The 21,126-nt window shown below is 63.6% G+C and carries 24 protein-coding genes and 2 tRNA genes; 11 read left to right on the top strand and 15 right to left on the bottom strand.

Annotated elements, in window-relative coordinates:
• Positions 1-198 precede the first annotated feature (198 nt).
• On the bottom strand, positions 199-420 hold the full coding sequence (locus tag NP503_RS07520) for a hypothetical protein (RefSeq protein WP_127270071.1): 222 nt from the start codon (positions 418-420) through the stop codon (positions 199-201).
• A 306-nt stretch (positions 421-726) separates the two neighbouring features.
• Here NP503_RS07520 and NP503_RS07515 point away from each other — a divergent pair, with 306 nt between their 5' ends.
• The 3 genes from NP503_RS07515 to NP503_RS07505 are packed head-to-tail and all read left to right on the top strand — an operon-like array spanning position 727 to position 1,610.
• Positions 727-1,014 (top strand): hypothetical protein, encoded by a 288-nt coding sequence (locus NP503_RS07515; RefSeq protein ID WP_164749088.1) that lies wholly within the window; start codon positions 727-729, stop codon positions 1,012-1,014.
• Positions 1,011-1,292, top strand: a complete 282-nt coding sequence (locus NP503_RS07510) for a helix-turn-helix transcriptional regulator (RefSeq protein WP_127270073.1) — start codon at positions 1,011-1,013, stop codon at positions 1,290-1,292. Before NP503_RS07515 ends, NP503_RS07510 begins: the two co-directional genes overlap by 4 nt.
• 39 nt (positions 1,293-1,331) lie before the next feature.
• Positions 1,332-1,610 carry a hypothetical protein gene (locus tag NP503_RS07505; protein ID WP_127270075.1) on the top strand — a complete coding sequence of 93 codons (279 nt, stop codon included), beginning with the start codon at positions 1,332-1,334 and terminating at the stop codon, positions 1,608-1,610.
• Between the two features lie 86 nt (positions 1,611-1,696).
• On the opposite strand, the gene NP503_RS07500 is transcribed toward NP503_RS07505, so the two are convergent.
• Both NP503_RS07500 and NP503_RS07495 read right to left on the bottom strand, forming a co-directional pair.
• Positions 1,697-1,773 (bottom strand) — tRNA-Arg (locus NP503_RS07500).
• Positions 1,774-1,820: 47 nt separating this feature from the next.
• On the bottom strand, positions 1,821-2,126 hold the full coding sequence (locus tag NP503_RS07495; RefSeq protein WP_023812590.1) for an ETC complex I subunit: 306 nt from the start codon (positions 2,124-2,126) through the stop codon (positions 1,821-1,823).
• Between the two features lie 140 nt (positions 2,127-2,266).
• Here NP503_RS07495 and NP503_RS07490 point away from each other — a divergent pair.
• Positions 2,267-2,343: transfer RNA gene (locus tag NP503_RS07490), tRNA-Pro, on the top strand.
• 93 nt (positions 2,344-2,436) lie between these two features.
• Positions 2,437-2,718 carry a hypothetical protein gene (locus tag NP503_RS07485; RefSeq protein ID WP_127270077.1) on the top strand — a complete coding sequence of 94 codons (282 nt, stop codon included), beginning with the start codon at positions 2,437-2,439 and terminating at the stop codon, positions 2,716-2,718.
• Between the two features lie 14 nt (positions 2,719-2,732).
• Here the strand turns inward: NP503_RS07485 and hdaA are convergent, their stop codons facing one another.
• Genes hdaA through NP503_RS07470 form a run of 3 tightly spaced genes read right to left on the bottom strand, consistent with a single transcriptional unit; the run spans position 2,733 to position 5,170 of the window.
• Complete coding sequence (gene hdaA, locus NP503_RS07480; protein WP_127270782.1) at positions 2,733-3,437, bottom strand: DnaA regulatory inactivator HdaA; 705 nt, start codon at positions 3,435-3,437, stop codon at positions 2,733-2,735.
• Position 3,438: 1 nt separating this feature from the next.
• Positions 3,439-4,641, bottom strand: a complete 1,203-nt coding sequence (locus tag NP503_RS07475) for an AI-2E family transporter (protein WP_127270784.1) — start codon at positions 4,639-4,641, stop codon at positions 3,439-3,441.
• On the bottom strand, positions 4,613-5,170 hold the full coding sequence (locus tag NP503_RS07470) for a CDP-alcohol phosphatidyltransferase family protein (RefSeq protein WP_127270787.1): 558 nt from the start codon (positions 5,168-5,170) through the stop codon (positions 4,613-4,615). Before NP503_RS07470 ends, NP503_RS07475 begins: the two co-directional genes overlap by 29 nt.
• 239 nt (positions 5,171-5,409) lie before the next feature.
• Between NP503_RS07470 and purM the strand changes: the two genes are divergently transcribed.
• From purM to NP503_RS07445, 5 genes are all read left to right on the top strand, one after another.
• Entirely contained in the window at positions 5,410-6,489 is a 1,080-nt protein-coding gene (gene purM, locus NP503_RS07465; RefSeq protein WP_027037916.1) for a phosphoribosylformylglycinamidine cyclo-ligase, read from the top strand.
• Complete coding sequence (gene purN, locus NP503_RS07460) at positions 6,486-7,199, top strand: phosphoribosylglycinamide formyltransferase (RefSeq protein ID WP_127270790.1); 714 nt, start codon at positions 6,486-6,488, stop codon at positions 7,197-7,199. The genes purM and purN overlap by 4 nt, the downstream gene beginning before the upstream one ends.
• Before the next feature lie 15 nt (positions 7,200-7,214).
• Positions 7,215-7,730 carry a histidine phosphatase family protein gene (locus tag NP503_RS07455; RefSeq protein ID WP_127270733.1) on the top strand — a complete coding sequence of 172 codons (516 nt, stop codon included), beginning with the start codon at positions 7,215-7,217 and terminating at the stop codon, positions 7,728-7,730.
• Between the two features lie 189 nt (positions 7,731-7,919).
• The gene (locus NP503_RS07450; protein ID WP_236383102.1) at positions 7,920-9,113 is read left to right on the top strand and encodes a hypothetical protein; all 1,194 of its coding nucleotides are present in this window, start codon (positions 7,920-7,922) and stop codon (positions 9,111-9,113) included.
• A complete protein-coding gene (locus tag NP503_RS07445) occupies positions 9,032-10,072 on the top strand; it encodes an ATP-binding cassette domain-containing protein (RefSeq protein ID WP_306251738.1) in 1,041 nt (346 codons plus the stop codon). The genes NP503_RS07450 and NP503_RS07445 overlap by 82 nt, the downstream gene beginning before the upstream one ends.
• A 140-nt stretch (positions 10,073-10,212) precedes the next feature.
• On the opposite strand, the gene NP503_RS07440 is transcribed toward NP503_RS07445, so the two are convergent.
• From NP503_RS07440 to NP503_RS07405, 8 genes are all read right to left on the bottom strand, one after another.
• Positions 10,213-10,440, bottom strand: a complete 228-nt coding sequence (locus NP503_RS07440; RefSeq protein ID WP_127270735.1) for a DUF680 domain-containing protein — start codon at positions 10,438-10,440, stop codon at positions 10,213-10,215.
• Positions 10,441-10,487: 47 nt separating this feature from the next.
• On the bottom strand, positions 10,488-10,691 hold the full coding sequence (locus NP503_RS07435; RefSeq protein WP_127269827.1) for a DUF680 domain-containing protein: 204 nt from the start codon (positions 10,689-10,691) through the stop codon (positions 10,488-10,490).
• A 396-nt stretch (positions 10,692-11,087) separates the two neighbouring features.
• Complete coding sequence (gene dapB / locus NP503_RS07430) at positions 11,088-11,867, bottom strand: 4-hydroxy-tetrahydrodipicolinate reductase (RefSeq protein WP_127269825.1); 780 nt, start codon at positions 11,865-11,867, stop codon at positions 11,088-11,090.
• A gap of 17 nt (positions 11,868-11,884) precedes the next feature.
• Positions 11,885-13,978, bottom strand: a complete 2,094-nt coding sequence (locus tag NP503_RS07425; RefSeq protein ID WP_127269823.1) for an ATP-dependent helicase — start codon at positions 13,976-13,978, stop codon at positions 11,885-11,887.
• A gap of 85 nt (positions 13,979-14,063) precedes the next feature.
• The gene (locus NP503_RS07420; RefSeq protein ID WP_127269821.1) at positions 14,064-14,237 is read right to left on the bottom strand and encodes a hypothetical protein; all 174 of its coding nucleotides are present in this window, start codon (positions 14,235-14,237) and stop codon (positions 14,064-14,066) included.
• Between the two features lie 404 nt (positions 14,238-14,641).
• Positions 14,642-15,814, bottom strand: a complete 1,173-nt coding sequence (locus tag NP503_RS07415) for a M20 aminoacylase family protein (RefSeq protein ID WP_127273269.1) — start codon at positions 15,812-15,814, stop codon at positions 14,642-14,644.
• Positions 15,815-15,831: 17 nt separating this feature from the next.
• Positions 15,832-17,058, bottom strand: coding sequence for a Zn-dependent hydrolase (locus NP503_RS07410; RefSeq protein ID WP_127268149.1), 1,227 nt, complete (start codon positions 17,056-17,058; stop codon positions 15,832-15,834).
• Positions 17,055-18,263, bottom strand: a complete 1,209-nt coding sequence (locus NP503_RS07405) for a diaminopropionate ammonia-lyase (RefSeq protein ID WP_127268150.1) — start codon at positions 18,261-18,263, stop codon at positions 17,055-17,057. The genes NP503_RS07410 and NP503_RS07405 overlap by 4 nt, the downstream gene beginning before the upstream one ends.
• 106 nt (positions 18,264-18,369) lie before the next feature.
• Between NP503_RS07405 and NP503_RS07400 the strand changes: the two genes are divergently transcribed.
• Entirely contained in the window at positions 18,370-18,849 is a 480-nt protein-coding gene (locus NP503_RS07400) for an Lrp/AsnC family transcriptional regulator (protein ID WP_164749052.1), read from the top strand.
• A 66-nt stretch (positions 18,850-18,915) separates the two neighbouring features.
• On the opposite strand, the gene NP503_RS07395 is transcribed toward NP503_RS07400, so the two are convergent.
• Positions 18,916-21,024, bottom strand: coding sequence for a molybdopterin-dependent oxidoreductase (locus NP503_RS07395; RefSeq protein ID WP_127268151.1), 2,109 nt, complete (start codon positions 21,022-21,024; stop codon positions 18,916-18,918).
• Between the last annotated feature and the right edge of the window lie 102 nt (positions 21,025-21,126).

Raw genomic sequence — 21,126 nt, 5'->3', positions numbered from 1 at the left:
TAAGACTTTCCCTCCAATTTCTGTCGGGCGGCGGAATCAAATCCACCCGCCAGCCCCGATCGGTGACTTGCGACGGAGGCTTGCGCAAACGTGCCACAAGACGGCCGCTGAAAGCAGCCATCCTGTTTCAGAGCTTGAAGGCGTGAGCCAATTGCCGGCCGGACAAGGGCAAAACGGCGCGCGAACCAGACCGCGTCGTCAGTTGAGCGTTGACTCACTCAGCGCATCGACGACAAAGGATGCCGCGATCAGGTCGTCGGCATCGAGGCGCAGGGAACCTCCGTCGCCTCCCATGGCTGAAGCCACTTTTTGAAAGGTTTTCATTTCGTATTCCGTGATCCGGGCGTCCTGCATCTTGGCCTTGAGATCGGCGATACGCCGATCCAGAGCCGAAGATATGCCTATTTCTCGCTTCGACATGGCAACACTCCTCCCCACCCTTGTTTGCCTCCCGCCTGTCCACTTTTATATGAGGGTTCTCGAATACAGCGGGCCGAACGCGCTGTGCGCAGGAAGGTTCCGAAAAGGCGGAGTCACGAAATAATACGCTGGCGCCGGGCGGCTGCCCGAGCCACGCCAACGCCTCATCACCGAACAGAGTTGGACGGCTTGCGGTATTTGCCGCTGTCGGGGCGACCCTGCATGGAGAAAGCTGATTCCGCGATTTTGTTATATCAGATCTAGCTAATCCTTGACGCCGGCAGATGACGCCCCAGAATCAGTGGCATGGCAATAAAGGTCGGCGACGAAGTGGCGGTCATGGCGACGGTGCTGAAGCGCGTCACGGAAGACCGCGTCAGCGTGTCGATCCCCGGTTACAATTTTCCGCATTCGGTCATTGATCCGGCGACCAGGCTGACCAAGGGCCAGCTGATGGAATTATCCGGCGGCGTTACGCGAATCGACGGCGACAAGGTCACGGTATCGCTCGGGACAATGGTCACAGTGGATAGGGACAAGGTACGCCTGGTGCAAAGCCATGTCCCGCCGAAGCGAAGGGATCTGAGGATGTGAACAAGCGAAGCTCCACCGTTTCAGGGATCCAGCCCCTTACATCCCAGCAGTGCAGAGCCGCACGAGCGATGCTGAAATGGTCGCAGGTGCGACTCGCCGCGAAGTGCGGCCTCAGCGAAGGAACGATTGGCAGTTTCGAGAGCGGACGAAGGATTCCGAGTTCGGCCAAGCTGGCTGCCATCCGTCGAGGGTTGGAGGCAGCAGGCGTGATTTTCGTCAATCAGAAGGCCGCAGTGACCAAGAGCGGTCCGCCTCGTCAAACTATCGGTGGAACATAATTTAGATATCGCTGTTAGAGCGCAAACGGGAGGCGAGCGATGTTCAAACGTGAAATCGGCATTGTTTCGGACTGGTCGAAATTGGTGGCGGACGATCCTCTGATCGCCGCCGATATAGCCCGGCGTTTTTCTGTGCGCGCTTGCAATGACAACGCCGCCGCCGACGACGACGTCCCGTGGCCCGGCACCGAAACCCGAAATCCCGACTTTGCCGGCCTCGCGACACCCGCCGAGTATCCTCGGCCGATCGTGCTTCTAGCGACGATCTATGCGTCGACGGTCCTGGGGGTAACGCTGCTTCTGGCCGCGGCGGTTTGAGCGCACGAGGCCCGATGCCGCTCTCTGAAAGCCCACGTCTCCGGTATAAACCGTAACCTATGTGTCCGGAACGGACCGAAAGGCTTTGGCGATCCCGACAGGATTCGAACCTGTGACCATCGGCTTAGAAGGCCGGTGCTCTATCCAGCTGAGCTACGGGACCGCTGGCCGGCCTTTGGGCCGGCTGGATATTCTGGCATTGGCCGCCGTTCAATGCGTCCAGGGCGTCCTGCGGTCATAGCGGAAATTCTCCGCATAGGAAATCTGGCGGCGCTTGGTCTCTTTCGGCTCTTCGACGCGGAAAGCGAGCCCTTGCTTTTCGGCGTAGGCTACCGCCTCTTCCCGCGTGTCGAAGCTAAGCCTGATCTGGCTTCTCATGTCTGCCGACGTCGTATAGCCCATCAGCGGATCGATCTTCTTGCGCGTCTCGGGATCGAATTCCAGCACCCAGTGGCCGGTCTTGGCCTTGCCGGACTGCATCGCGGTTTTGGCTGGGCTGAAAATGCGCGCGGACATGGCCACCTCGTTCTTGTGCAAGGCAGCATCGCCACCCTTCGCCCGTCATTACTGCGCAATGCGCACGGCGGCAAGGTTTTTGCTCTCGCAGGTTTTTGCACTTGCCATGCACCACCGAAATGAATAGGCAACAGACCGTTCGGAGTGTAGCGCAGCCTGGTAGCGCATCTGGTTTGGGACCAGAGGGTCGGGAGTTCGAATCTCTCCACTCCGACCATCCCCTCACAGCCCAATGCCCGGCGCAGCCATATGGTCACTTGCTCCGGCTCCGGTCGTGGATTCGTGGCCGGTTCGGCAACAGGGGGTTCAGATGCTTGGAATGGATGCCTGGGTGTCGCTTTTCGGACCGGCCTACTTTGCCTATGCCGGCATCACCGTTCCGTTCATGGTGACGTGGGCAATTGCCTGCGCCGCGCTGGCGATGTGGAACAACCGTGAAAGCCGCAGACAGGCGAGGCAGGCCCCAGGCGCCGTCGTCTCCCGCTCCTGGCGTGTCAGTATCGGAATGTTTGTGCTGGTCGCCGCCGGCTATATCGCCGCTCACTCTGCCGTCTACCTCGCGGTCCGTCATTTCGCCGTAATGTGGCTCTGAGACTGACCTCTCAGCTAAATCTCGAATTCGCCCTGCCCTTCATCCATGGCGTTGACGGTTTCGGCTGCCAGCGCCCTGGTGATCGGCGTCTTGCGTTCGAGCGCGGTCCGGTCGAGCCGCTCCACCACGCGCATCGCTGTCGCCAGCGAGCGCTCGATACGGCGGACCAGATACTGCACGACATGCGGTTCGACTTCGATCTGACGGTCGGCGAAGAGTTTTGTGATGACGCCGGCGAGCAGGAGATCGTCGGGCTCATGAATTTCGACTGTCGCCGCCGCTTTCAGCCGTGAGGCGAGATCAGGCAGCGTGACGCGCCAGGCGGACGGGAAGCGGCGCGCCGTCAGGAGCAGCGTCGACCCGGCACCACGCACCGTATTGATCAGATGGAACAGGCCCTGTTCATCGACCGCGCCGGTATCGACATCGTCGATCAGCGCCGGCCGCGCGCCGAGATTGGCAATGCTGTCGCCGATGCGCCTGGCGTCGACCGCCACCGCATTGACACGCGCGCGCCAGATCGAGGCCAGATGCGTCTTGCCCGAACCCGCGGGACCGGCCAGCACCACCACCGGCGATGGCCAGTCCGGCCAGCGGTCGACCAGCGCCACGGCCTGGTTGTTGGTGCCGGAGACGACGAGTTCGTCGCGCGAATAGCCGGTGCCATGGCCGAGATCGAGCGGCAACTGGCGTGGCGGGTCGGTTGGCTGGGCGGTCACTTCAGCGACGCGGTTGCGTGCGGTGGCCGCCGCCGCGATCGGCCGGGAGCTGCGGCACAGGTGCCGCGCCGCGGCCCTTGTAGAGCGGCGATTCGAGATAGCGGGCAATGGCGAACCGCACCAGCACGGCGACGGCCGCAGAAGCCGGCACCGCGATCAACAAGCCGACGAAGCCGAACAGCGCACCGAAGGCAAACAGCGAAAACATCAGCCATACCGGGTGCAGGCCGACGCTCTTGCCGACCAGCCGCGGCTGCAGGATGTTGCCCTCGATGAACTGGCCGATGAAGAACACGACCGCGACCGCGACGATCATCGTCCAGTCCGGCCAGAACTGGACGAAGGCGACGCCGACGGCCAGCACCAGCCCGGTCAGCGAGCCGACATAGGGGATGAAGGAAATCAGCCCGGCGAACAGGCCGATGAGGATGCCGAAATTCAGTCCGGTCAGCGTCAGCCCGGTGGCATACATGGCGCCCAGCACCAGGCACAGCGTGCCCTGGCCGCGCACGAAGCCGGCTGTTGCGGTGTTGATGTCACGAGCGATGGCGCGCACGGTCTGGACGTTGTCGCGCGGCACCCAACCGTCGATGACCGCCACCATGCGGTCCCAGTCGAGCAGCATGTAGAAGGCGACCACCGGCGTCACCACGAACAGGCTGACCACCGAGACCAGCGCCATGCCGGAACTCCACAGTGAGGTGAAGACGGTGGTGACCAGGCCGAAGCCCGAGGTCAGCAGCGAATTCAACCCGTCGCGCAAGCTGTTGGCGTTGACGCCGAACTTCTGTTCCAGCCATTTCGGATCGAACGAGGTGATCAGGCTTTGCAGCCGGGTCAGATATTCCGGCAATTTGCCGGCGAAATCGGCCATCTGCGTGGCCAGAACCGGAATGAGGATGACGAAGGCCAGCACCAGCACGATGAGGAAGGTGATGAGGATGACCACCGTCGCCATGAAACGGGACAGGCCGAGCCGCTGCAGCCGGTCGGCAACGGGATCGAGGAAATAGGCCAGCACCATGCCGGCGACGAAGGGCAGCAGGATGGCGCTGAAAACATAGAGGAAAAGCGCCAGCAGCGCGGCACCGGCCAGCCAGAAGAAGATCTGCCGGCGAAAGGTCGCGGACGCGGCGATGTCGGCGGCCGCGGCCTCGATCGCTGCCGCTTCTGTCTCAGATGTCCGGAGTGGAGCCTTCGCCATAGCCGCTCATGTGCCTCAGCCAAGTGACGAGATAGGCTGCGGCCGAAGCCACGGTCAAGACCCCGGACAGCAATATGAGGGCTGACCTCAGCGGGTCGAAGTGAACGGCAAGGGCAAGTTCTCCCAGCACAAGCGCGGCCAGCACGATCTGGATCGCGGTGTTGGCCTTCGACACGAACAACGGTTTCATCTCGACCGGATGGGTCATGACGGCGGACAACACCACCGCGCAGACGATCAACGCGTCGCGCGACACCATGATGACGACAAGCCACAGCGGCAATTGCCCGATGAAGCTCATGACCACGAACACCGAAACCAGCAGCAGCTTGTCGGCCACCGGGTCGAGATACGCGCCGAGCGTGGACTGCTGGTTGAAACGGCGGGCGATGAACCCGTCGACGCCGTCGGAAATGCCGGCGACGAGGAACCCGGCAAAAGCCCAGTCCCAGCGCGCCTGCAGCATCGCCAGCACCACCGCCGGCACCAGGATAAGGCGCAGGATGGTGATCAGGTTTGGGATGGTCAAATGCTTGGCACCTCCTCTTGGTCGGAGATAGATGATGAAGATAGCGGGTGGCAACAAGGGAGAAGCTGCCGATCTCCCGCACGGGAGAGCGGCTTTCAGCTTGGCTTTCGCCAATCACGAGCGCCTATACGCGTGCCCTGTCCACGGTTTTATGGGCCGAAATGGCCGTTATCCTTGCGGACAGAAACCGTTCATGCGAAGAGCCCGCGACAAGGAAAATTGTTGAACGGGCACCAGAAATGAGCAAGCGCGACGTGAACAAGCGCAAGAACGGGCTCACCTATGCCGAGGCCGGTGTCGATATCGACGCGGGCAATCTCATGGTCGAGAAGATCAAGCCGCTGGTGCGCGCGACGCGCCGGCCGGGCGCCGACGGCGAGATCGGCGGTTTCGGCGGCCTGTTCGACCTCAAGGCCGCGGGCTTTACCGACCCGGTGCTGGTGGCGGCCAATGACGGCGTCGGCACCAAGCTCAAGATCGCCATCGATGCCGGCAAGCACGACACGATTGGCATCGACCTCGTCGCCATGTGCGTCAACGACATCGTCGTGCAAGGTGCCGAACCGCTGTTCTTCCTCGACTATTTCGCCACCGGCAAGCTCGATCCCGACCAGGGTGCCGCAATCGTCGGCGGCATTGCCGAGGGCTGCCGCCAGGCCGGCTGCGCGCTGATCGGCGGCGAGACGGCCGAGATGCCCGGCATGTATCACGGCAATGATTACGACCTGGCCGGCTTTGCGGTGGGCGCCGCCGAACGCGGCCAACTGCTGCCCACCGACGATATTGTCGAAGGCGACGTGCTGCTGGGCCTGGCTTCCTCTGGCTTGCACTCGAACGGATATTCGCTGGTGCGCCGCATCGTCGCCGTCAGCGGTCTGTCGTGGAGCGATCCGGCGCCGTTCAACGACGAGGCCACTCTGGCCGAGGCGCTGCTCGAGCCGACCCGCATCTACGTCAAGTCGATTCTCAAGGCGATCCGCAACACGCATGGTATCAAGGCGCTCGCCCACATCACCGGCGGCGGCTTCCCGGAAAACATCCCGCGCGTGCTGCCCAAGGATTTTTCGGCCGAACTCGATCTCGAGGCGATCGACGTTCCTGCGGTGTTTTCGTGGCTGGCCAAGACTGGCGGCGTGGCGCCGGAAGAGATGATGCGCACCTTCAATTGCGGCATCGGCATGATCTTGGCGGTCGCGTCCGGCCAGGCAGCACAGGTCGCCGCCGTGCTGCAGGAGGCCGGCGAGACGGTGACGCCGATCGGCCGCATCGTGCCGCGCCGCGACGCCGGCGTTATCTATCGGGGCTCGATCGGCCTATGAACGCGCAGAGGAAACGCACCGTCGTCCTGATCTCGGGGCGCGGCTCCAACATGACCGCGCTGATTGCCGCGGCCAGCGACCCGGCGTTCCCGGCCGAGATCGTCGGTGTCATTTCCGACAAGGCGGACGCCGCCGGGCTCGGCATCGCCAGAGCGCGCGGCATCGCCACGCAGATCGTCTCGCGTGCCGACCATGGCAGCAAGCAGGCGCATGACGCGGCAATAGACGCGGCGCTCGCGGCCTTCAACGCCGAGATCGTGGCGCTGGCCGGCTATATGCGCATCCTCACCCCCGGCTTCGTCCAGAGATGGCAGGGCCGCATGATCAACATCCACCCTGCCCTGCTGCCGGCGTTCAAGGGGCTCGACACCCATGTGCGCGCACTGGCCGCCGGCATCCGCATCCATGGCTGCACCGTGCACTTCGTCACCTCCGAGATGGATGACGGTCCGATCATCGCACAGGCGGCCGTGCCGGTGATGGTCGGCGACACCGCCGATACTTTGGCAGCCCGCGTGCTGAAGGCCGAGCACCGGCTCTATCCGCTGGCATTGGGACTGGTTGCCGAAGGCAAGGCGCGCATGGAGGCCGGCCGCACCGTGCTTGCCCACTTTGCCGACGATGCCGACAACGGCACTTCGGTGGTGATGGCCCCCGACCCGCTGCGCGAGGAAACCGACCTCGAGCATCTGGCGCGCATCACGCCGTGAGGCGAGAGCGTGACGATGAAACAGCTTCTCCTGCTTCGTCACGCCAAATCCAGCTGGGACGACCCTGGCCTTGATGATTTCGATCGGCCTTTGGCCGAACGCGGAGTGAAGGCGGCGCGCTCGATCGGGCGCGAGCTTGCGGCGCGCGGCTGGCTGCCGGACCTGGCGCTGGTGTCGCCGGCGCTGCGCACCCGCGACACCTGGCGGCTGGTGGCGGCCGAGTGGCCCATGGAGGCGCCTGTCGAATTTGTCGAAGCGCTCTACGAAGCGACGGCGGCGGACATTCTCGCCGAGCTGAGCAAGGTAAAGGCCGCAACCAACACCATTCTGTTGCTGGGCCACAATCCCGGCCTGGAAGAATTCGCACGGCGCCTTGCCGGTTCCCAATCGGATGGCTCCGCTCGGAACCGGCTTGAGGAAAAATTCCCGACCGCGGCGCTGGCCCGTTTCACCGTTGACACCGACTGGACGGATCTCGCCTTCGGCGGAGCGCGGCTGACGCATTGCCTCAGGCCGAAGGATCTCCGCTAAGACCTGTCCCGCACGGCTTCGTCCCATGCAAAACGACGCGTCGGGCACGTTGCCGATCGCATGTTCCAGCGAAGCCGCCCTGGTTGGGAACCAGACCGCATATAGCGAGTTTTTCCATATGGGCCGCCGATAATCGAGCAAACCGGTCCGCACGTGCGCCATCCCGCTGACTGAACTCGCGAGCCGGAAATGACCGGATCTCCCCTGCGCAAAACCGCCTGGCGGTCTCACGAACTGCAAAGTCATGAGGCCATTCGTGTCGTCGGCAGCCGCGAGCACAATCTCAAGAACGTCAGCATCGACATTCCAAAAAAGCTCATCACCGTTTTCACCGGCGTCTCGGGTTCGGGAAAGTCCTCGCTGGTATTCGATACAATCGCGGCGGAATCGCAGCGCCAACTCAATGAGACCTTCAGTTCCTTCGCCCGCCATCGCCTGCCGCACTATGGACAGCCAGACGTGGATTTGATCGAGAATCTGGCGGTGGCGATCGTTGTTGATCAGAAGCGCCTAGGCGGCAATGCCCGCTCGACCGTCGGCACAGCCACCGACATCCAAGCCCTGTTGCGGCTGTTGTTTTCCAGGGTCGGCGAACCATTTGTCGGCCTGTCCAGCGTCTTTTCCTTCAACCATCCGGACGGCATGTGCCCGCGCTGTGAGGGGATCGGCGCCATCACCACGGTTGATGTCGACGCACTGCTCGACCGCTCGAAATCACTCAACGATGGCGCTATCCGCTTCCCGCTTCTCGCTGTCGGCAGCGCGCGCTGGAAGCGCTATGTGCTGTCGGGTTATTTCGACAACGACAAGAAACTCGAAGACTACAGTCCCGAGGAATGGGAGCTTTTGCTGAATGCCGAGCCACACAAGCCGCCGCATCCGGCCAAAGGCTGGTGGGCGAGTTCGATGTATGAGGGGCTGATCCCGCGCTTTCACCGCAGCTTTCTGCACAACCGGTCGAGTTCAGACCGGAACGAGGCGCTGGAGAGCGTGGTGACCAGCGGGCTATGCCCGGATTGCCATGGGGCGCGGTTGCGGCCGGAAGTCCTGGCATGCAAGATCAACGGCAACAGCATAGCCGACCTTGCCGCCATGCCGGCCAGCGATCTTGTGCCCATTGTCGCGGAAATTTCAACGACCGCGGCTGTGCCGATCGTCGCGGCGCTCTGCGCCCGACTTGACCACATGACTGGCATCGGGCTCGGCTATATCAGCTACGAGAGATCCGCGACAAGGGCAACACTGTGCTGGTGGTCGAGCACGATCCTCAGATCATCGCCATCGCCGACCATGTCATCGATATGGGTCCGGGCGCGGGCGAGAGTGGTGGGCGCGTCGTCTTCGAGGGCAAGGTGGCCGATCTCGAACGATCCGACACTTTAACCGGCCGCTTCATGAAGGCCCGACCGCACCCGAAAGCGGTGCTGCGCCCCCCGACAGGCTGGTTGAAGCTGCGCAACGCCAACCTCCACAACCTCAAGAACGTCAGCGTCGACATTCCACAAGGGGTGCTCACTGCGGTCGTCGGCGTTGCCGGTTCGGGCAAGAGTTCACTGATCAACGGCGTGTTCTCGCGTCGCTACCCCGACGCCGTATGCATCGACCAGGGTGCGCTGGGCGGCTCCATACGCTCGAACACGGCGACCTATACAGGGGTCCTCGACCCAATCCGAAAACTATTCGCCGAAGCCAATAGCGTCGGTGCCTCTTTGTTCAGTTCCAACTCGGCCGGGGCCTGTCCGGGGTGCAAAGGGCTCGGTGTCACCCGCATGGATATGGCCTTCATGGACACCATCGTCAGCGCTTGCGAGGTCTGCCACGGCCGACGGTTCACCGACGCGGTGCTCGCTTACAAGCTTCGCGGCAAGAACATCGACGACGTGCTGAGCATGAGCGTTTCAGACGCCCAGCGCTTCTTCCACGAGCCGGACATCCGCCCGGCACTCGACCGTGTGGCCGAGGTCGGCCTTGACTACATGACGCTTGGCCAACCCCTGAGCAGTCTCTCTGGCGGCGAACGCCAGCGCATCAAGCTGGCAACGGAGTTGCAGAATATCGGACGCATCTTCATCCTCGACGAGCCGACAACAGGGTTGCACATGTCGGATGTGGCAAGGCTGGTCAGGTTGATGGGGCGGCTGGCCGACAGCGGCAACACGTTGCTGGTGATCGAGCACAATCTCGACGTCATCACACAAGCCGACTGGATTATCGAGATGGGTCCGGGCGCCGGGCAGAATGGCGGCAGCGTTATCTTCAAGGGCAATCCGATCGAGATGATCAACTCGGAAACGTCTCAGACGGCGCCCTGGATCAGGGCGGGTGCATCACTCGAAACCTGAATTATGGATGTGGAGCACTTTTCCGGCGCCGCCCGGCGAGCTTTAGCCGACTGCTCGTCATTTCGAAATATTTTCCCAACGCATAAAACAAGAGCGGCGGGCAAAGCCCACCGCTCTTTGTGGTCGCAGACTTCAGAAAATCAACGACCCCAGATGCCCTGGCCCGACTGAGCCGGCACCTTGGCATTGGCATCACCCTGCGTCTTTACGGACTTCGGGATCGAGCCGGTGTGTGTGGTGTCGATGTTGGACACGGACTGGTTCGCAACCGGCTGGTTGGCATTGTAAGAGCCATAGTTGTCGCTGCCGGCAAAAGCGGTGCCCGTGGCGACGAGGATGGCGGCGGCGGTAAGAGCGATCTTGGTCACTTTATTTACTCCTGAATTCAAGATTGGGTTGATATCGGCAGTCGCGATTAGCGGCCGAAGAGATTGCGGTCAGCGCCCTGCGACGCTCGGGCCTGAACGGTCTGTGTCGACTTCGAGGTCGAAGCGGTGACCGAATGGTCGACAGTGACGGCAGGCTGATTGGCGTTGGCCGAGCCATAGTTGTCGCTGCCGGCAAAAGCAGTCCCCGTGGCAACGAGGATGGCGGCGGCGGTAAGAGCGATCTTGGTCATTTTAGTTACTCCAGTATTTCTTTGTTCTGTCCGTCTGGTGGCGTGCCCTTGGGAGGAATTTCGCGTCGCTCGGACCACCCCGAGATGGGTTTGCCCTGCCGCGGATTCCAATCACGAAGATGTTCCTCCGCAGCTTGAATCCGGGCCTTGAAATTTGGCACAGGCCCCCGGCGGTCATAATTTTATTGTTCGAAATCAAATCTTTAGTGAGATTCTTCTCCCACTATCCGAGGCCGACAACCAGGCCAGCGTTCACCATCTGCTATACAGTCCGTCAACAGAAATCGAACCGAACGGTTCGGTTTGAAGAGACCTGACCCCTCCAGCGTTCTTTTTTCGGTGCGGAGGTGGACGAGATATGGGTGCGTACGTCCAACCGGGACGACAAACCGGCCGCTATAGGCCGGTCATGCCCAGCACGTCGCGCATGTCATATTCGCCTGGCGGGCGTCCCTCGAGCCAGAGCGCGGCGGCGATGGCGCCGCGTGCGAACATGACGCGGTCGCCGGCTGCATGCGACAAGGTCAAGGTCTCGCCCTCGGCGCAGAAGCTGACGCTGTGTTCGCCGATGATGCTGCCGCCACGCAGCACCGCAAAGCCAATCTCGCCGGTCGGCCGCGCGCCGATGACGCCGTCGCGTGCAAGCCTTGCGACCGTGTCCAGGTCGATGCCGCGTCCGCCGGCTACGGCATGCCCCAGCATCAACGCCGTCCCCGATGGCGCATCGACCTTGTGGCGATGGTGTGCCTCGACAATCTCCACGTCCCAGTCATCGGGATCGAGTGCCCGCGCCGCCTGCTCGACCAGCCCGACCAGCATGTTGAGCCCGAGCGAAAAGCTGCCGGAGCGCACGATGGCAATCGTTTTCGCGGCGTCGGCGATAGCAGCCAATTCAGCAGCATCGAAGCCCGTCGACCCGATGACCAGGGACGGCCCGCCGCGCTCGGCGCAAATGCTGGCCAGATCAGCCGAGGCAGCCGGCGTGGTGAAGTCGATGACCAGGTCGGCCACGGCAAGCGCCTCGTCGCGGCTCACCAGCCCTTCGCCGATACTGCCCGGCCGGTGGAAGCGGGCGGCGAGCGCCAGCCGCGCGTCGCCCTGCATGGCGGACGCCATCCCGCGGCCCATGCGGCCCAGCGCACCCGCTATGGCGACCCTGACCGGTGGTTTCAACATGGGGCGCTATCCCGCAGCTATTTCCACATGCCGCGCATGCGCGCGCCGATGTCGACGCGCACCTCCGGCCGAGCCGCCCTGCCCTGTGCCGCCTGTGCGCTCGGCCAGGACACCTGCTGGAACGCAGCCAGGATCGAAGCCGGGATGAAGCGGGTGCGCGAGGCATAGAGATGGCGGTCGCCGCGCGCCGCCTGGCCGTGCGGAAAGAAGCGTTGCGGCATGACCAGGTTGAGATTGTCCTTGGCTCGCGTCATCGCCACGTAAAGCAGCCGGCGCTCCTCCTCGATGTCCTCCTTGGTGCCGACGCCGAGATCGGCCGGGATACAGCCGTCGACCGTGTTGAGCACGAAGACGTTCTTCCATTCCTGGCCCTTGGCCGAATGGATGGTCGACAGGATCAGATAGTCCTCGTCGCGATGCGGCGGCCCGGCCTGGTCGCTGGTGGCGTCCGGCGGATCGAGCGTCAGTTCTGTCAGGAAGCGTTCGCGCGAGGCGTAGCCCGAGCCGATCTGCTCGAGTTGCAAGAGATCGGCGCGGCGCGTCGTTGCATCCTCGTGGATGCGCTCCAGATGCGGCTCGTACCACAGCCTGATCTGTTCGAGATCAGCAGGCCATTTGGCGCCGGCGCGCAGGCCGGAATAGAGCGAGACGAAGCCCGGCCAGTCATCGGCGGCGCGTTGCGGCGGACGCCAGCCGGCCAGCCCCATCGCCTCGTCCAGCGCCGTCGTCATGGTCTCGACGATCTGCGCGGCAGCCGAAGGGCCGATGCCCGGCATCAGCTGCAGCACGCGGAAGCCGGCGACCCGGTCGCGCGGGTTTTCGGCAAAGCGCAGCACCGCCAGCACATCCTTGACGTGAGCGGCATCGAGAAATTTCAAGCCGCCGAACTTGACGAAGGGAATGTTGCGCCGCGTCAGCTCGATCTCCAGCGGGCCGCTGTGGTGCGAGGCGCGAAACAGCACCGCCTGCGATTTCAGTGCCGTGCCGGCCTCGCGCTCGGCCAGGATGGTATCGCAGACGAAATTGGCCTGCTCGACCTCGTCGCGCACGGTCACCAGTTTTGGCCTGTCGGTCGACTTGCGCTCCGACCACAGGTTCTTGGTGAAGCGCTCCGAGGCTTCGCCGATCACCGCATTGGCGGCCGCCAGGATGGTTTCGGTCGAGCGGTAATTGCGCTCCAGCATCACGACGTCGGCGGCTTGCGCGAACTGGTTGGGGAAGTCGAGGATGTTGCGCACCTCGGCGGCGCGGAACGAATAGATCGACTGCGCATCGTCGCCCACCACCGTCAGCCCGGCGCCGTCGGGTTTCAGTGCCATGAGGATCGAAGCCTGCAGGCGATTTGTGTCCTGGTATTCGTCGACCAGCACATGGTCGAAACGCCCGCCCAGATGCGCTGCTATCTCGGGCTCCGCCGCCATCTGCGCCCAGTAGAGCAGCAAATCGTCGTAATCGAGCACGTTTTGCGCCTGCTTGGCCTCGACATAACCGGCGAACAATTGTTTCAGCTGCTCGGCCCAACCGGCGCACCAGGGAAAGGCGGAACCCAACACCTCGTTGAGCGGCGCCTGTGCGTTGACGGCGCGCGAATAGATGGCAAGGCAGGTTCCCTTGGTGGGGAAACGCGCTTCCGTCTTCGAGAAGCCGAGTTCGTGGCGGACCAGATTCATCAGGTCCGCGGAATCCTCGCGATCATGGATGGTGAAGGCAGGGTCGAGGCCGATCTCCAGCGCATAGTCGCGAAGCAGCCGCGCGCCGATGCCGTGAAAGGTTCCCGCCCAGGTCAGCGCATCGGTGATGACAGCTGCATCGCGGCCGAGCACTTCGCCGGCGATACGCTCGACGCGCCTGGCCATTTCGGACGCGGCGCGGCGCGAGAACGTCATCAGCAGGATGCGGCGCGGGTCGGCCCCCTTGACGACCAGATGGGCGACGCGGTGAGCTAGCGTGTTGGTCTTGCCCGAACCGGCGCCGGCAATGACCAGCAGCGGACCGGCTATCTGGCCGTCGCCGTGCTCGACTGCCTGGCGCTGGGCATCGTTGAGCCGGGCGAGATAGGCAGGCTGGACGGTCGGGTCCCGAAAGGTCGAATCAGCAGTGGCGAGGTTCATCCCCCATCAAGCATCGTTTCTGCTTTGTTCGCAATATCGATGCGGGGCTGGCCTCGTGACAGGCCGAAGTGCGACATCCGTGTCTTTAGCGTTGCGGATCGACACCCATGTCGGCCGACTGCCGCCGCAAGGTCTCGCGATCATATTGCGACGGCGGCAACAGCAGCGGGTCGACCGTATCGGGCACGTTTTCGACCATCTTCCTGGCGATACGATAAGTGACATAGGCGAAGGCGCCGGCGACGAGCAGACGGAACATAGTGCAACACTCCTTTGGAGTAGAACCAACCGGGGAAACCGCCTTTGGTTCCCTTGCCAATCGTCCACGCGCGCAGTCGAAGATGGAGGGCGGTTTCGCCAGCGCTCCCCGATGCATTCTTGAGGCAACCGGAGGCGGAACTTGGCGTTTTGCGGGGTTCGCGTGCTGCCGCAACCCGCTGTGGCGTCCCGGACGGACTTTTTGGAGAAGAAGGCCGGCGCCGCTTGGGAGGAGTGAAGCGCCGGCCAAGCGGATAATTAGGTCCGCCGCACAGGTAAGGCTAGCTGAGTCTTTCCCCTGCGTCATCGGGGGATTATCTTTGTTAAAAGCGTACCGAGGCGCACTGCCCTATCGGTCGCCGGTCCGTCACAAGCTTGTCCTGGCCAGCATCCCGGCAATCTCCTTCATCTTCCCGCCTCGCCGCCCAATTGTTGCCTGACCAGCGCGACATGGAAATTCGTGCCGAACAACAGCCCGTCATCGTCGAAATCGTAGCTGGAATTGTGCAGCGGCGCCGAGCCCTCGCCATTGCCGAGGAAGACGAAGCAGCCCGGCACATGGTCGAGGAAGCGGGCGAAATCCTCGGAGGCGGTCATCGGCTCGCGAGCGACGGCGATGTTGCCGGGTTTGAAGACGTGCCTTGCGGCGGCAAATGCTGCATCGACCATTTCAGCATCGTTGCGCAGCGGCACGAACTCCCTGCTGTAATTGACCTCGGCCGCGACATTGTAGGCGGCAGCGGTGCCCTGCGTAATGATGCGCATCTGCCGCTCGATCTCGGCGCTGACCTCGGGGCGGAAGCTGCGCGCATCGCCGAGGATGCGGGCAAGGCCGGGCAGAGCGTTGCGGGTGCCGTCGGTGATCAGCTCGGTCACCGAAACCACCGATATGTCGGCCGGGCTCAGCCGGCGCGAGACGATGGTCTGCAGATTGGTGACCAGCGCGCAGGCGGCGACCAGCGTCTCATTGCCCGCATGCGGCCGCGCGGCATGGCCGCCGAGCCCTTTGAGCACGATCTCGAAGATATCCTCGGCCGACATTATGGGGCCGGCACGGGTCTCGAAATGCCCGATCGGCAAGCCGGGCATATTGTGCAGGCCGAAGATCTCGTCGAAGGGAAAGCGCTGCATCAGCCCATCGTCGAGCATGGCGAGTGCGCCCCTGCCCCATTCCTCGGCCGGCTGAAAGACGAAGCGCACGGTGCCGTCGAAACCGCCCTCACCTGCCAGCAGCTTTGCCGCGCCGAGCAGCATGGTGGTGTGGCCGTCATGGCCGCAGGCATGCATGATGCCAGGATTGCCGGACCGGTAGGGTGCGTCCGATTGTTCTGATATGCGCAGTGCATCCATGTCGGCCCTGAGCGCAATCGCCCGATTGCCGCTGCCGCGCGTCAACGTGCCGACGATACCGGTGCCGCCGACGCCTTCGCTGACGTCATCGAGGCCGAACTCACGCAGTTTGGCAGCGACGAAGGCTGCGGTACGCTTCTCCTCGAAACCGAATTCGGGATGCGCGTGCAGATCGCGCCGCCAGAAAATCATTTCCTGCTTCAGCGCATCGCGATCGAGTTCAGACATTTTCCGCCCCTTCTGACCTAGTTTGCCAGTTGCGCGGCCACATCAAGCAGGATGTTGGCCCCGGCAACAAGCTCGGAATCTTCGGTGTGTTCGCGCGGACTGTGGCTGATGCCATCGGCGCTCGGCACGAAGATCATGGCCGCCGGTGCGATGCGCGCCAGCATCTGTGCATCGTGGCCGGCGCCGGACGTCATGCGCCTGACGCCAAGGCCACGGCGTTTCGCGGCCGCCTCGATTCGTTCGACGATGCGAAGGTCGAAGATCACCGGCTCGAAGCGAGCCAGTTGCTCGACCGAGATCGTCACGTTCTCATCGGTGGCAAGCTGCTCGAGATAGGCGGCAAGCGCCGCCTCCTCCGCCTGCAGGCGCTGTTCGTCGGGGTCGCGCAGATCGATGGTGAAGACGGCGCGCGAGGGAATGACGTTGATGGCATTCGGCTCGAAGCGGATCGTACCCACGGTCGCCACCGTCGGCGCGTTCGAGGCTTTGATCCGGTCGAGCAGGAAGGTGATGGTCCGGGCGGCGGCGTGGCCGGCATCGTTGCGCATCGACATCGGCGTGGTGCCGGCATGATTGGCGACGCCCTCTATGGTGATACGCTGCCAGGAGATGCCCTGCAGATTCTCCACCGCGCCGATCGGCAAACCTTCGCGTTCCAGCACCGGCCCCTGTTCGATGTGCAGTTCGAGATAGGCGTGCGGCTTGAGGAAGCCGGGCTCCCGGTCGCCGGCATAGCCGATGCGGGCGAGTTCCTGCCCCAGCACGCTGCCGTCCGTGCCGACGGCCGCCAGCACCGTTTCGGCATCGATGCCGCCGGCGTGGACCAGCGAGCCCATCATGTCGGGCGTGTAGCGTACGCCCTCCTCATTGGTGAAAGCGGCGACCGCGATCGGGCGCGACGGCGAAAAGCCTGTCGCCTTGAGCGTCTCGATCACTTCCAGCCCGGCAAGCACCCCGTAGCAGCCGTCATAGATGCCGGCATCGATGACGGTGTCGATATGCGAGCCGATGAGCAGCGGCGCCTGCTCCCTGTTGTCCGGGCTTTGCCAGGTGCCGAAAATATTGCCGACCCGGTCGATGGCGACATCGAGTCCGGCCTGCCGCAGCCAGCCGACGAAGAGATCGCGGCCCTGCTTGTCGGTGTCGGAGGCGGCCAGCCGGATCAGCCTGTCCTCGCCGTCGCGACCGACGGCACCGAGTTCGCGGATACGGCCAAGCAGGCGCTGTGCATCGATGGCGATCATGCCGTTGCCTCGGCTTTTCTCTTGCCTTCCAGCACATCGGCCGGGCTCATGCCGATCAGCTCGGCATAGCGATGCGGGTCGGTGGCACCTTCGGTGTTGATCACCAGCACCCGCGATTTGCCGTCCAGTCCAAGCTCGGTCGGGTTGTCAGCCATCGCCCGGATCAGCCCGGCAAGACCAACACCGCCGCTTTCGCCGGCGACGATCACCGGATCGCCGGCGGCCGGCCGGGCCAGCCGCCGCATCACCGCGATGGCGTCAGCCTCATCCACCGTCATGAAGGCATCGGCGGCGCGCGCCAGCACCCGCCAGGCGACCGGGGAGACCTCGTAGCATTCAAGCATGGCCATCACCGTCGGCCGGCAATGCGCGACCTTGACCGGGTGCCCGGCCTGGGCGGCTGCAAAAACACAGGCTGCACGCGCCGGCTCGACCACGATGAAGGTCGGCCTGGCGTCACCGAGCACGATGGCGAGATGACCGGCCAGCGCGGCGGCAATGCCACCGACACCAGCCTGCACAAAGACGTGGGTTGGTGTCCGAGGGAACTGACGCAGCGCTTCGCGCACGATCGCCGTATAGCCCTGCATGACCAGGCTAGGAATCCGTTCATAGCCCGGCCATGAGGTGTCGGACACGACGGTCCAGCCCTTCTCGGCCGAAACCTGGGCGGCCTGCCTGACCGAATCATCATAGTTGCCGTCGACGCGGATCATCTCGGCACCATAGCGGGCGATCGCCGCTATGCGCTCCTCGCTGACGCCGGCGTGGACGAAGATCGCCGCCCGCGCGCCGACGAGTTGCGCGCCTTGCGCAACGGAGCGGCCATGATTGCCGTCGGTCGCACAGGCAAATGTCATCGCAGCAGTGACGGCCCGTACATCAGGCCGATTGAGATCGGCCATATCGACGGGCCGGCCCAGCCGGTTGCCTGCCTCCTCCAGCACCAGGCGGAAGACGGCATAAGCGCCGCCCAGAGCCTTGAAGCTGCCGAGGCCGAGGCGAAAGCCTTCATCCTTGATATGGATAGCGCTAATTCCGAGCTCGCTGGCAAACGCCGGAAGCGCATGCAGTGGCGTCATCAGGTGATTGTCGCGATGGGAAAGAAAACGCTCGACCGTGTCAGCGCCGGCCATGCCGAGGATTTCGGCATCGGCCGGATCGAGTGGCAGGCGATGCAGAGTATTGCGGTTGAGCAGGAACACTGGCGGGCCTCCTTGGCGTTCGGCGAGAATATATTGCAGGATCGGTGCAAAGGGCGCTGCAATATGGCCTCCCAAATGCAAGTTTGTTTCGCCGAGGACCTCTCCATTGCCTGTATCGCCACCCATGCTCGACAGTTTCGATCTCGCCATCCTTGCCATCCTGCAGCGCGACAACACGACGCCGCAGCGGCTGATCGGCGAGGCGGTGAACCTGTCGGCGCCGGCGGTGCAGCGCCGCATCAAGCGCATGGAGCAGACCGGCGTCATCGCCGGCAATGTCGCGGTCGTCGAGCCGGCAGCGGTCGGCCAGCCGATCACCATCTTCGTCGAGGTGGAACTCGAGAGCGAACGTGCCGAACTGATCGACGCGGCCAAGCGGCAATTCTCGGCAACCCCCGAGGTTCAGCAATGCTACTATGTCACCGGCGAGGCCGATTTCATCCTGGTCATCACCGTGGCCGACATGGCCGCCTATGAGGCGCTGACGCGAAAACTGTTCTTCGACAGCAACAATGTCCGCAAGTTCCGAACTTTTGTTGCGATGGACCGGGTCAAGGTCGGGCTGACGGTGCCCTTACCCGGCTAGCGTCAGGCGGCCGAAAAATCCTGCACGGTCTGATCTGGCGCGAGACGAGCGGAGTTCTCGCCGACCTCAGCCTGCCGCGCGCAGCCAGACCTTGTTGTCGTGGAAGGCAGCACCGCCATAGGGCGCCGGCGCATCGGCGCCGGTCAGAACGTTGATGCCTTCGCCGCGCTCATGGGCGCTGTTTGGCCAGATGCCTTCGGCGATCACCACGCCGCGCTTGATCCCGTCAAACAGCTTTGCATGCAGCACGACTTCGCCGCGCGTGTTGCCGACCTCGACGCGATCGCCGTCGGCCAACCCAAGGGCTGCGGCATCGTCGGGATGCAGAAGCAGTTCCGGGCGGCCCTCCTTGGCCTTCGACACCGGCGTTTCCGAAAAGGTCGAGTTGAGAAAATTGCGCGCCGGCGACGTCGTCAGCCGGAACGGATGCGCTTCGTCGGCGACCTCGATCAAGTCGACATGGTCGGGAAATTCCGGCAGAAGCGCCACCGGGCCGAACAGGCCCATGCTTTTCGGCGGCCGGTTGGGGGCCGCCTGCCCGGTCCAGTCGGCGCGGAAACGGAATTTTCCGTCGGCGTGGCCGAACCCCTTGATGAAATGCGCGGTGTCGAAGTCCGGCTGCAGGTCGACCCACTTGTCTTCCTTCAAGCTTTCGAAACTACCCAGCCCGCGCTTGCCCAGGATGATGTCGATATGCTGCTGCTCGGTCATGCCGAAGCCCGGGCGATCGGCGACGCCGAGGCGATCAGCCAATTGCTCGATGACGAAATGGTTGGTGCGCGGCCCCTCCGGCGGCTCGATCAGCTTGGGGCCGAGCGTGATGTGCTGGTTGCCGCCGCCCTTGTAGACGTCGTCGTGCTCGAGGAACATCGTCGCCGGCAGAACGACATCGGCAAGCTTGGCCGTGTCGGTCATGAATTGCTCATGCACGCAAGAGAACAGGTCGTCGCGCACAAAACCCTGTTTCACCAGCCGCTGCTCCGGCGCGACATTTACCGGGTTGGTGTTCTGGATCAGCATCGCCGTCACGGGCGGGCCGCCATAAAGCGCGTCGCTGGCTCCGGTCAGCACCGGGCCGATGCGCGAATGGTCGAGATGGCGGATCGAGGGATCGCGCATCCTGGTGCCTTCCAGAACTTCCTGGTTGAGCTTGAAGATGCCGGAGTTGGAATGGAAGGCGCCGCCGCCCTCATATTGCCAGCTGCCGGTGACAGCCGCGATGCAGGACGCTGCATGCATGTTGACGGCGCCATTGCGCTGGCGCGCGAAGCCGTAGCCGAGGCGGAAATAGGTCTTTTTCGTCGTGCCGACGAGGCGGGCGAAGGCCTCGATCTCGGCGACCGTCAGGCCGGTGATCCCGGCCGCCCAGTCCGGCGTGCGCGTCTTGAGATGCGCTTCCAGTCCTCTCGGATCGTCAGTGTATTTCGAGAGATAGGCGCGGTCGGCCATGCCTTCCTTGAACAGCATATGCATGACCGCGCAGGCCAGCGCGCCATCGGTGCCCGGCTTCAACACCAGGCCAAGATCGGCCTGCTTCATCGTCGCATTCTCATAGACGTCGATGACGACGATCTTCGCGCCGCGCTCCTTGCGCGCCTTGATGGCGTGCGTCATGACGTTGACCTGCGTCACCACCACATTGGTGCCCCAGATCACCACGCAATCGGATTTCGCCATCTCGCGCGGGTCCGGCCCGCGCAAGGCGCCGGCGCCCATCATCCAGCCGGTCCAGGCGAGATTGGTGCAGATCGAACCGAAAAAGCCGGAGTATTTCTTGGCGTGGCGCAGCCGGTCGATGCCGTCGCGCTGCACCAGCCCCATCGTGCCGGCATAATAATAGGGCCAGACCGTCTCCGAGCCGTATTTCTCCTCGGCCGCGATGAATTTTTCGGCGACGAGGTCGAGCGCCGCCTCCCAGCTTGCTTCTTTCCAGGCGCCGTCGCCCTTGGAACCGGCGCGGATCAGCGGCTTCAGCAAACGGTCGGGATGATGGACGCGGTCGGCATAGCGGGCAACCTTGGCGCAGACGACACCGGCCGTGTAGCTGTTGGACTTGGCGCCATGGACGCGGCCGATGCGATTGTCGTCGAGCAGCTCGACCTCGAGCGCGCAGGTCGAGGGGCAATCATGCGGACAGGCCGAATGGCCGATGCGAAGCTTGGCGTGTTGGTTCATGGGGCGAGGTTAACCGGTTCCGGACGCGGCGTGTAGGGCCAGATCTTACCCTCCCCTTGATGGGGAGGGTCGGCGTGTAACGCCGGGGTGGGGTGTGGCGCA

The sequence above is a fragment of the Mesorhizobium sp. SEMIA396 genome (assembly GCF_024518615.1).
In the GTDB taxonomy this organism is placed as follows: domain Bacteria; phylum Pseudomonadota; class Alphaproteobacteria; order Rhizobiales; family Rhizobiaceae; genus Mesorhizobium.
The sequence above is the reverse complement of the archived record's forward strand: the minus strand, read 5'-3'. Positions and strand labels throughout refer to the sequence as shown.

Bases quoted from the DNA above. Each gene is read 5' to 3' on its own strand.
- NP503_RS07515 (WP_164749088.1), top strand. From the start codon at position 727: ATGGCAATAAAGGTCGGCGACGAAGTGGCGGTCATGGCGACGGTGCTG.
- NP503_RS07425 (WP_127269823.1), bottom strand. From the start codon at position 13,978: ATGAACCTCGCCACTGCTGATTCGACCTTTCGGGACCCGACCGTCCAG.
- NP503_RS07410 (WP_127268149.1), bottom strand. From the start codon at position 17,058: ATGATCGCCATCGATGCACAGCGCCTGCTTGGCCGTATCCGCGAACTC.
- NP503_RS07450 (WP_236383102.1), top strand. From the start codon at position 7,920: ATGACCGGATCTCCCCTGCGCAAAACCGCCTGGCGGTCTCACGAACTG.
- purM (WP_027037916.1), top strand. From the start codon at position 5,410: ATGAGCAAGCGCGACGTGAACAAGCGCAAGAACGGGCTCACCTATGCC.
- NP503_RS07475 (WP_127270784.1), bottom strand. From the start codon at position 4,641: ATGGCGAAGGCTCCACTCCGGACATCTGAGACAGAAGCGGCAGCGATC.
- NP503_RS07420 (WP_127269821.1), bottom strand. From the start codon at position 14,237: ATGTTCCGTCTGCTCGTCGCCGGCGCCTTCGCCTATGTCACTTATCGT.
- purN (WP_127270790.1), top strand. From the start codon at position 6,486: ATGAACGCGCAGAGGAAACGCACCGTCGTCCTGATCTCGGGGCGCGGC.
- NP503_RS07485 (WP_127270077.1), top strand. From the start codon at position 2,437: ATGCTTGGAATGGATGCCTGGGTGTCGCTTTTCGGACCGGCCTACTTT.
- NP503_RS07445 (WP_306251738.1), top strand. From the start codon at position 9,032: ATGGGTCCGGGCGCGGGCGAGAGTGGTGGGCGCGTCGTCTTCGAGGGC.
- NP503_RS07505 (WP_127270075.1), top strand. From the start codon at position 1,332: ATGTTCAAACGTGAAATCGGCATTGTTTCGGACTGGTCGAAATTGGTG.
- NP503_RS07520 (WP_127270071.1), bottom strand. From the start codon at position 420: ATGTCGAAGCGAGAAATAGGCATATCTTCGGCTCTGGATCGGCGTATC.
- NP503_RS07415 (WP_127273269.1), bottom strand. From the start codon at position 15,814: ATGTCTGAACTCGATCGCGATGCGCTGAAGCAGGAAATGATTTTCTGG.
- NP503_RS07495 (WP_023812590.1), bottom strand. From the start codon at position 2,126: ATGTCCGCGCGCATTTTCAGCCCAGCCAAAACCGCGATGCAGTCCGGC.
- NP503_RS07455 (WP_127270733.1), top strand. From the start codon at position 7,215: ATGAAACAGCTTCTCCTGCTTCGTCACGCCAAATCCAGCTGGGACGAC.
- NP503_RS07395 (WP_127268151.1), bottom strand. From the start codon at position 21,024: ATGAACCAACACGCCAAGCTTCGCATCGGCCATTCGGCCTGTCCGCAT.
- NP503_RS07435 (WP_127269827.1), bottom strand. From the start codon at position 10,691: ATGACCAAGATCGCTCTTACCGCCGCCGCCATCCTCGTTGCCACGGGG.
- dapB (WP_127269825.1), bottom strand. From the start codon at position 11,867: ATGTTGAAACCACCGGTCAGGGTCGCCATAGCGGGTGCGCTGGGCCGC.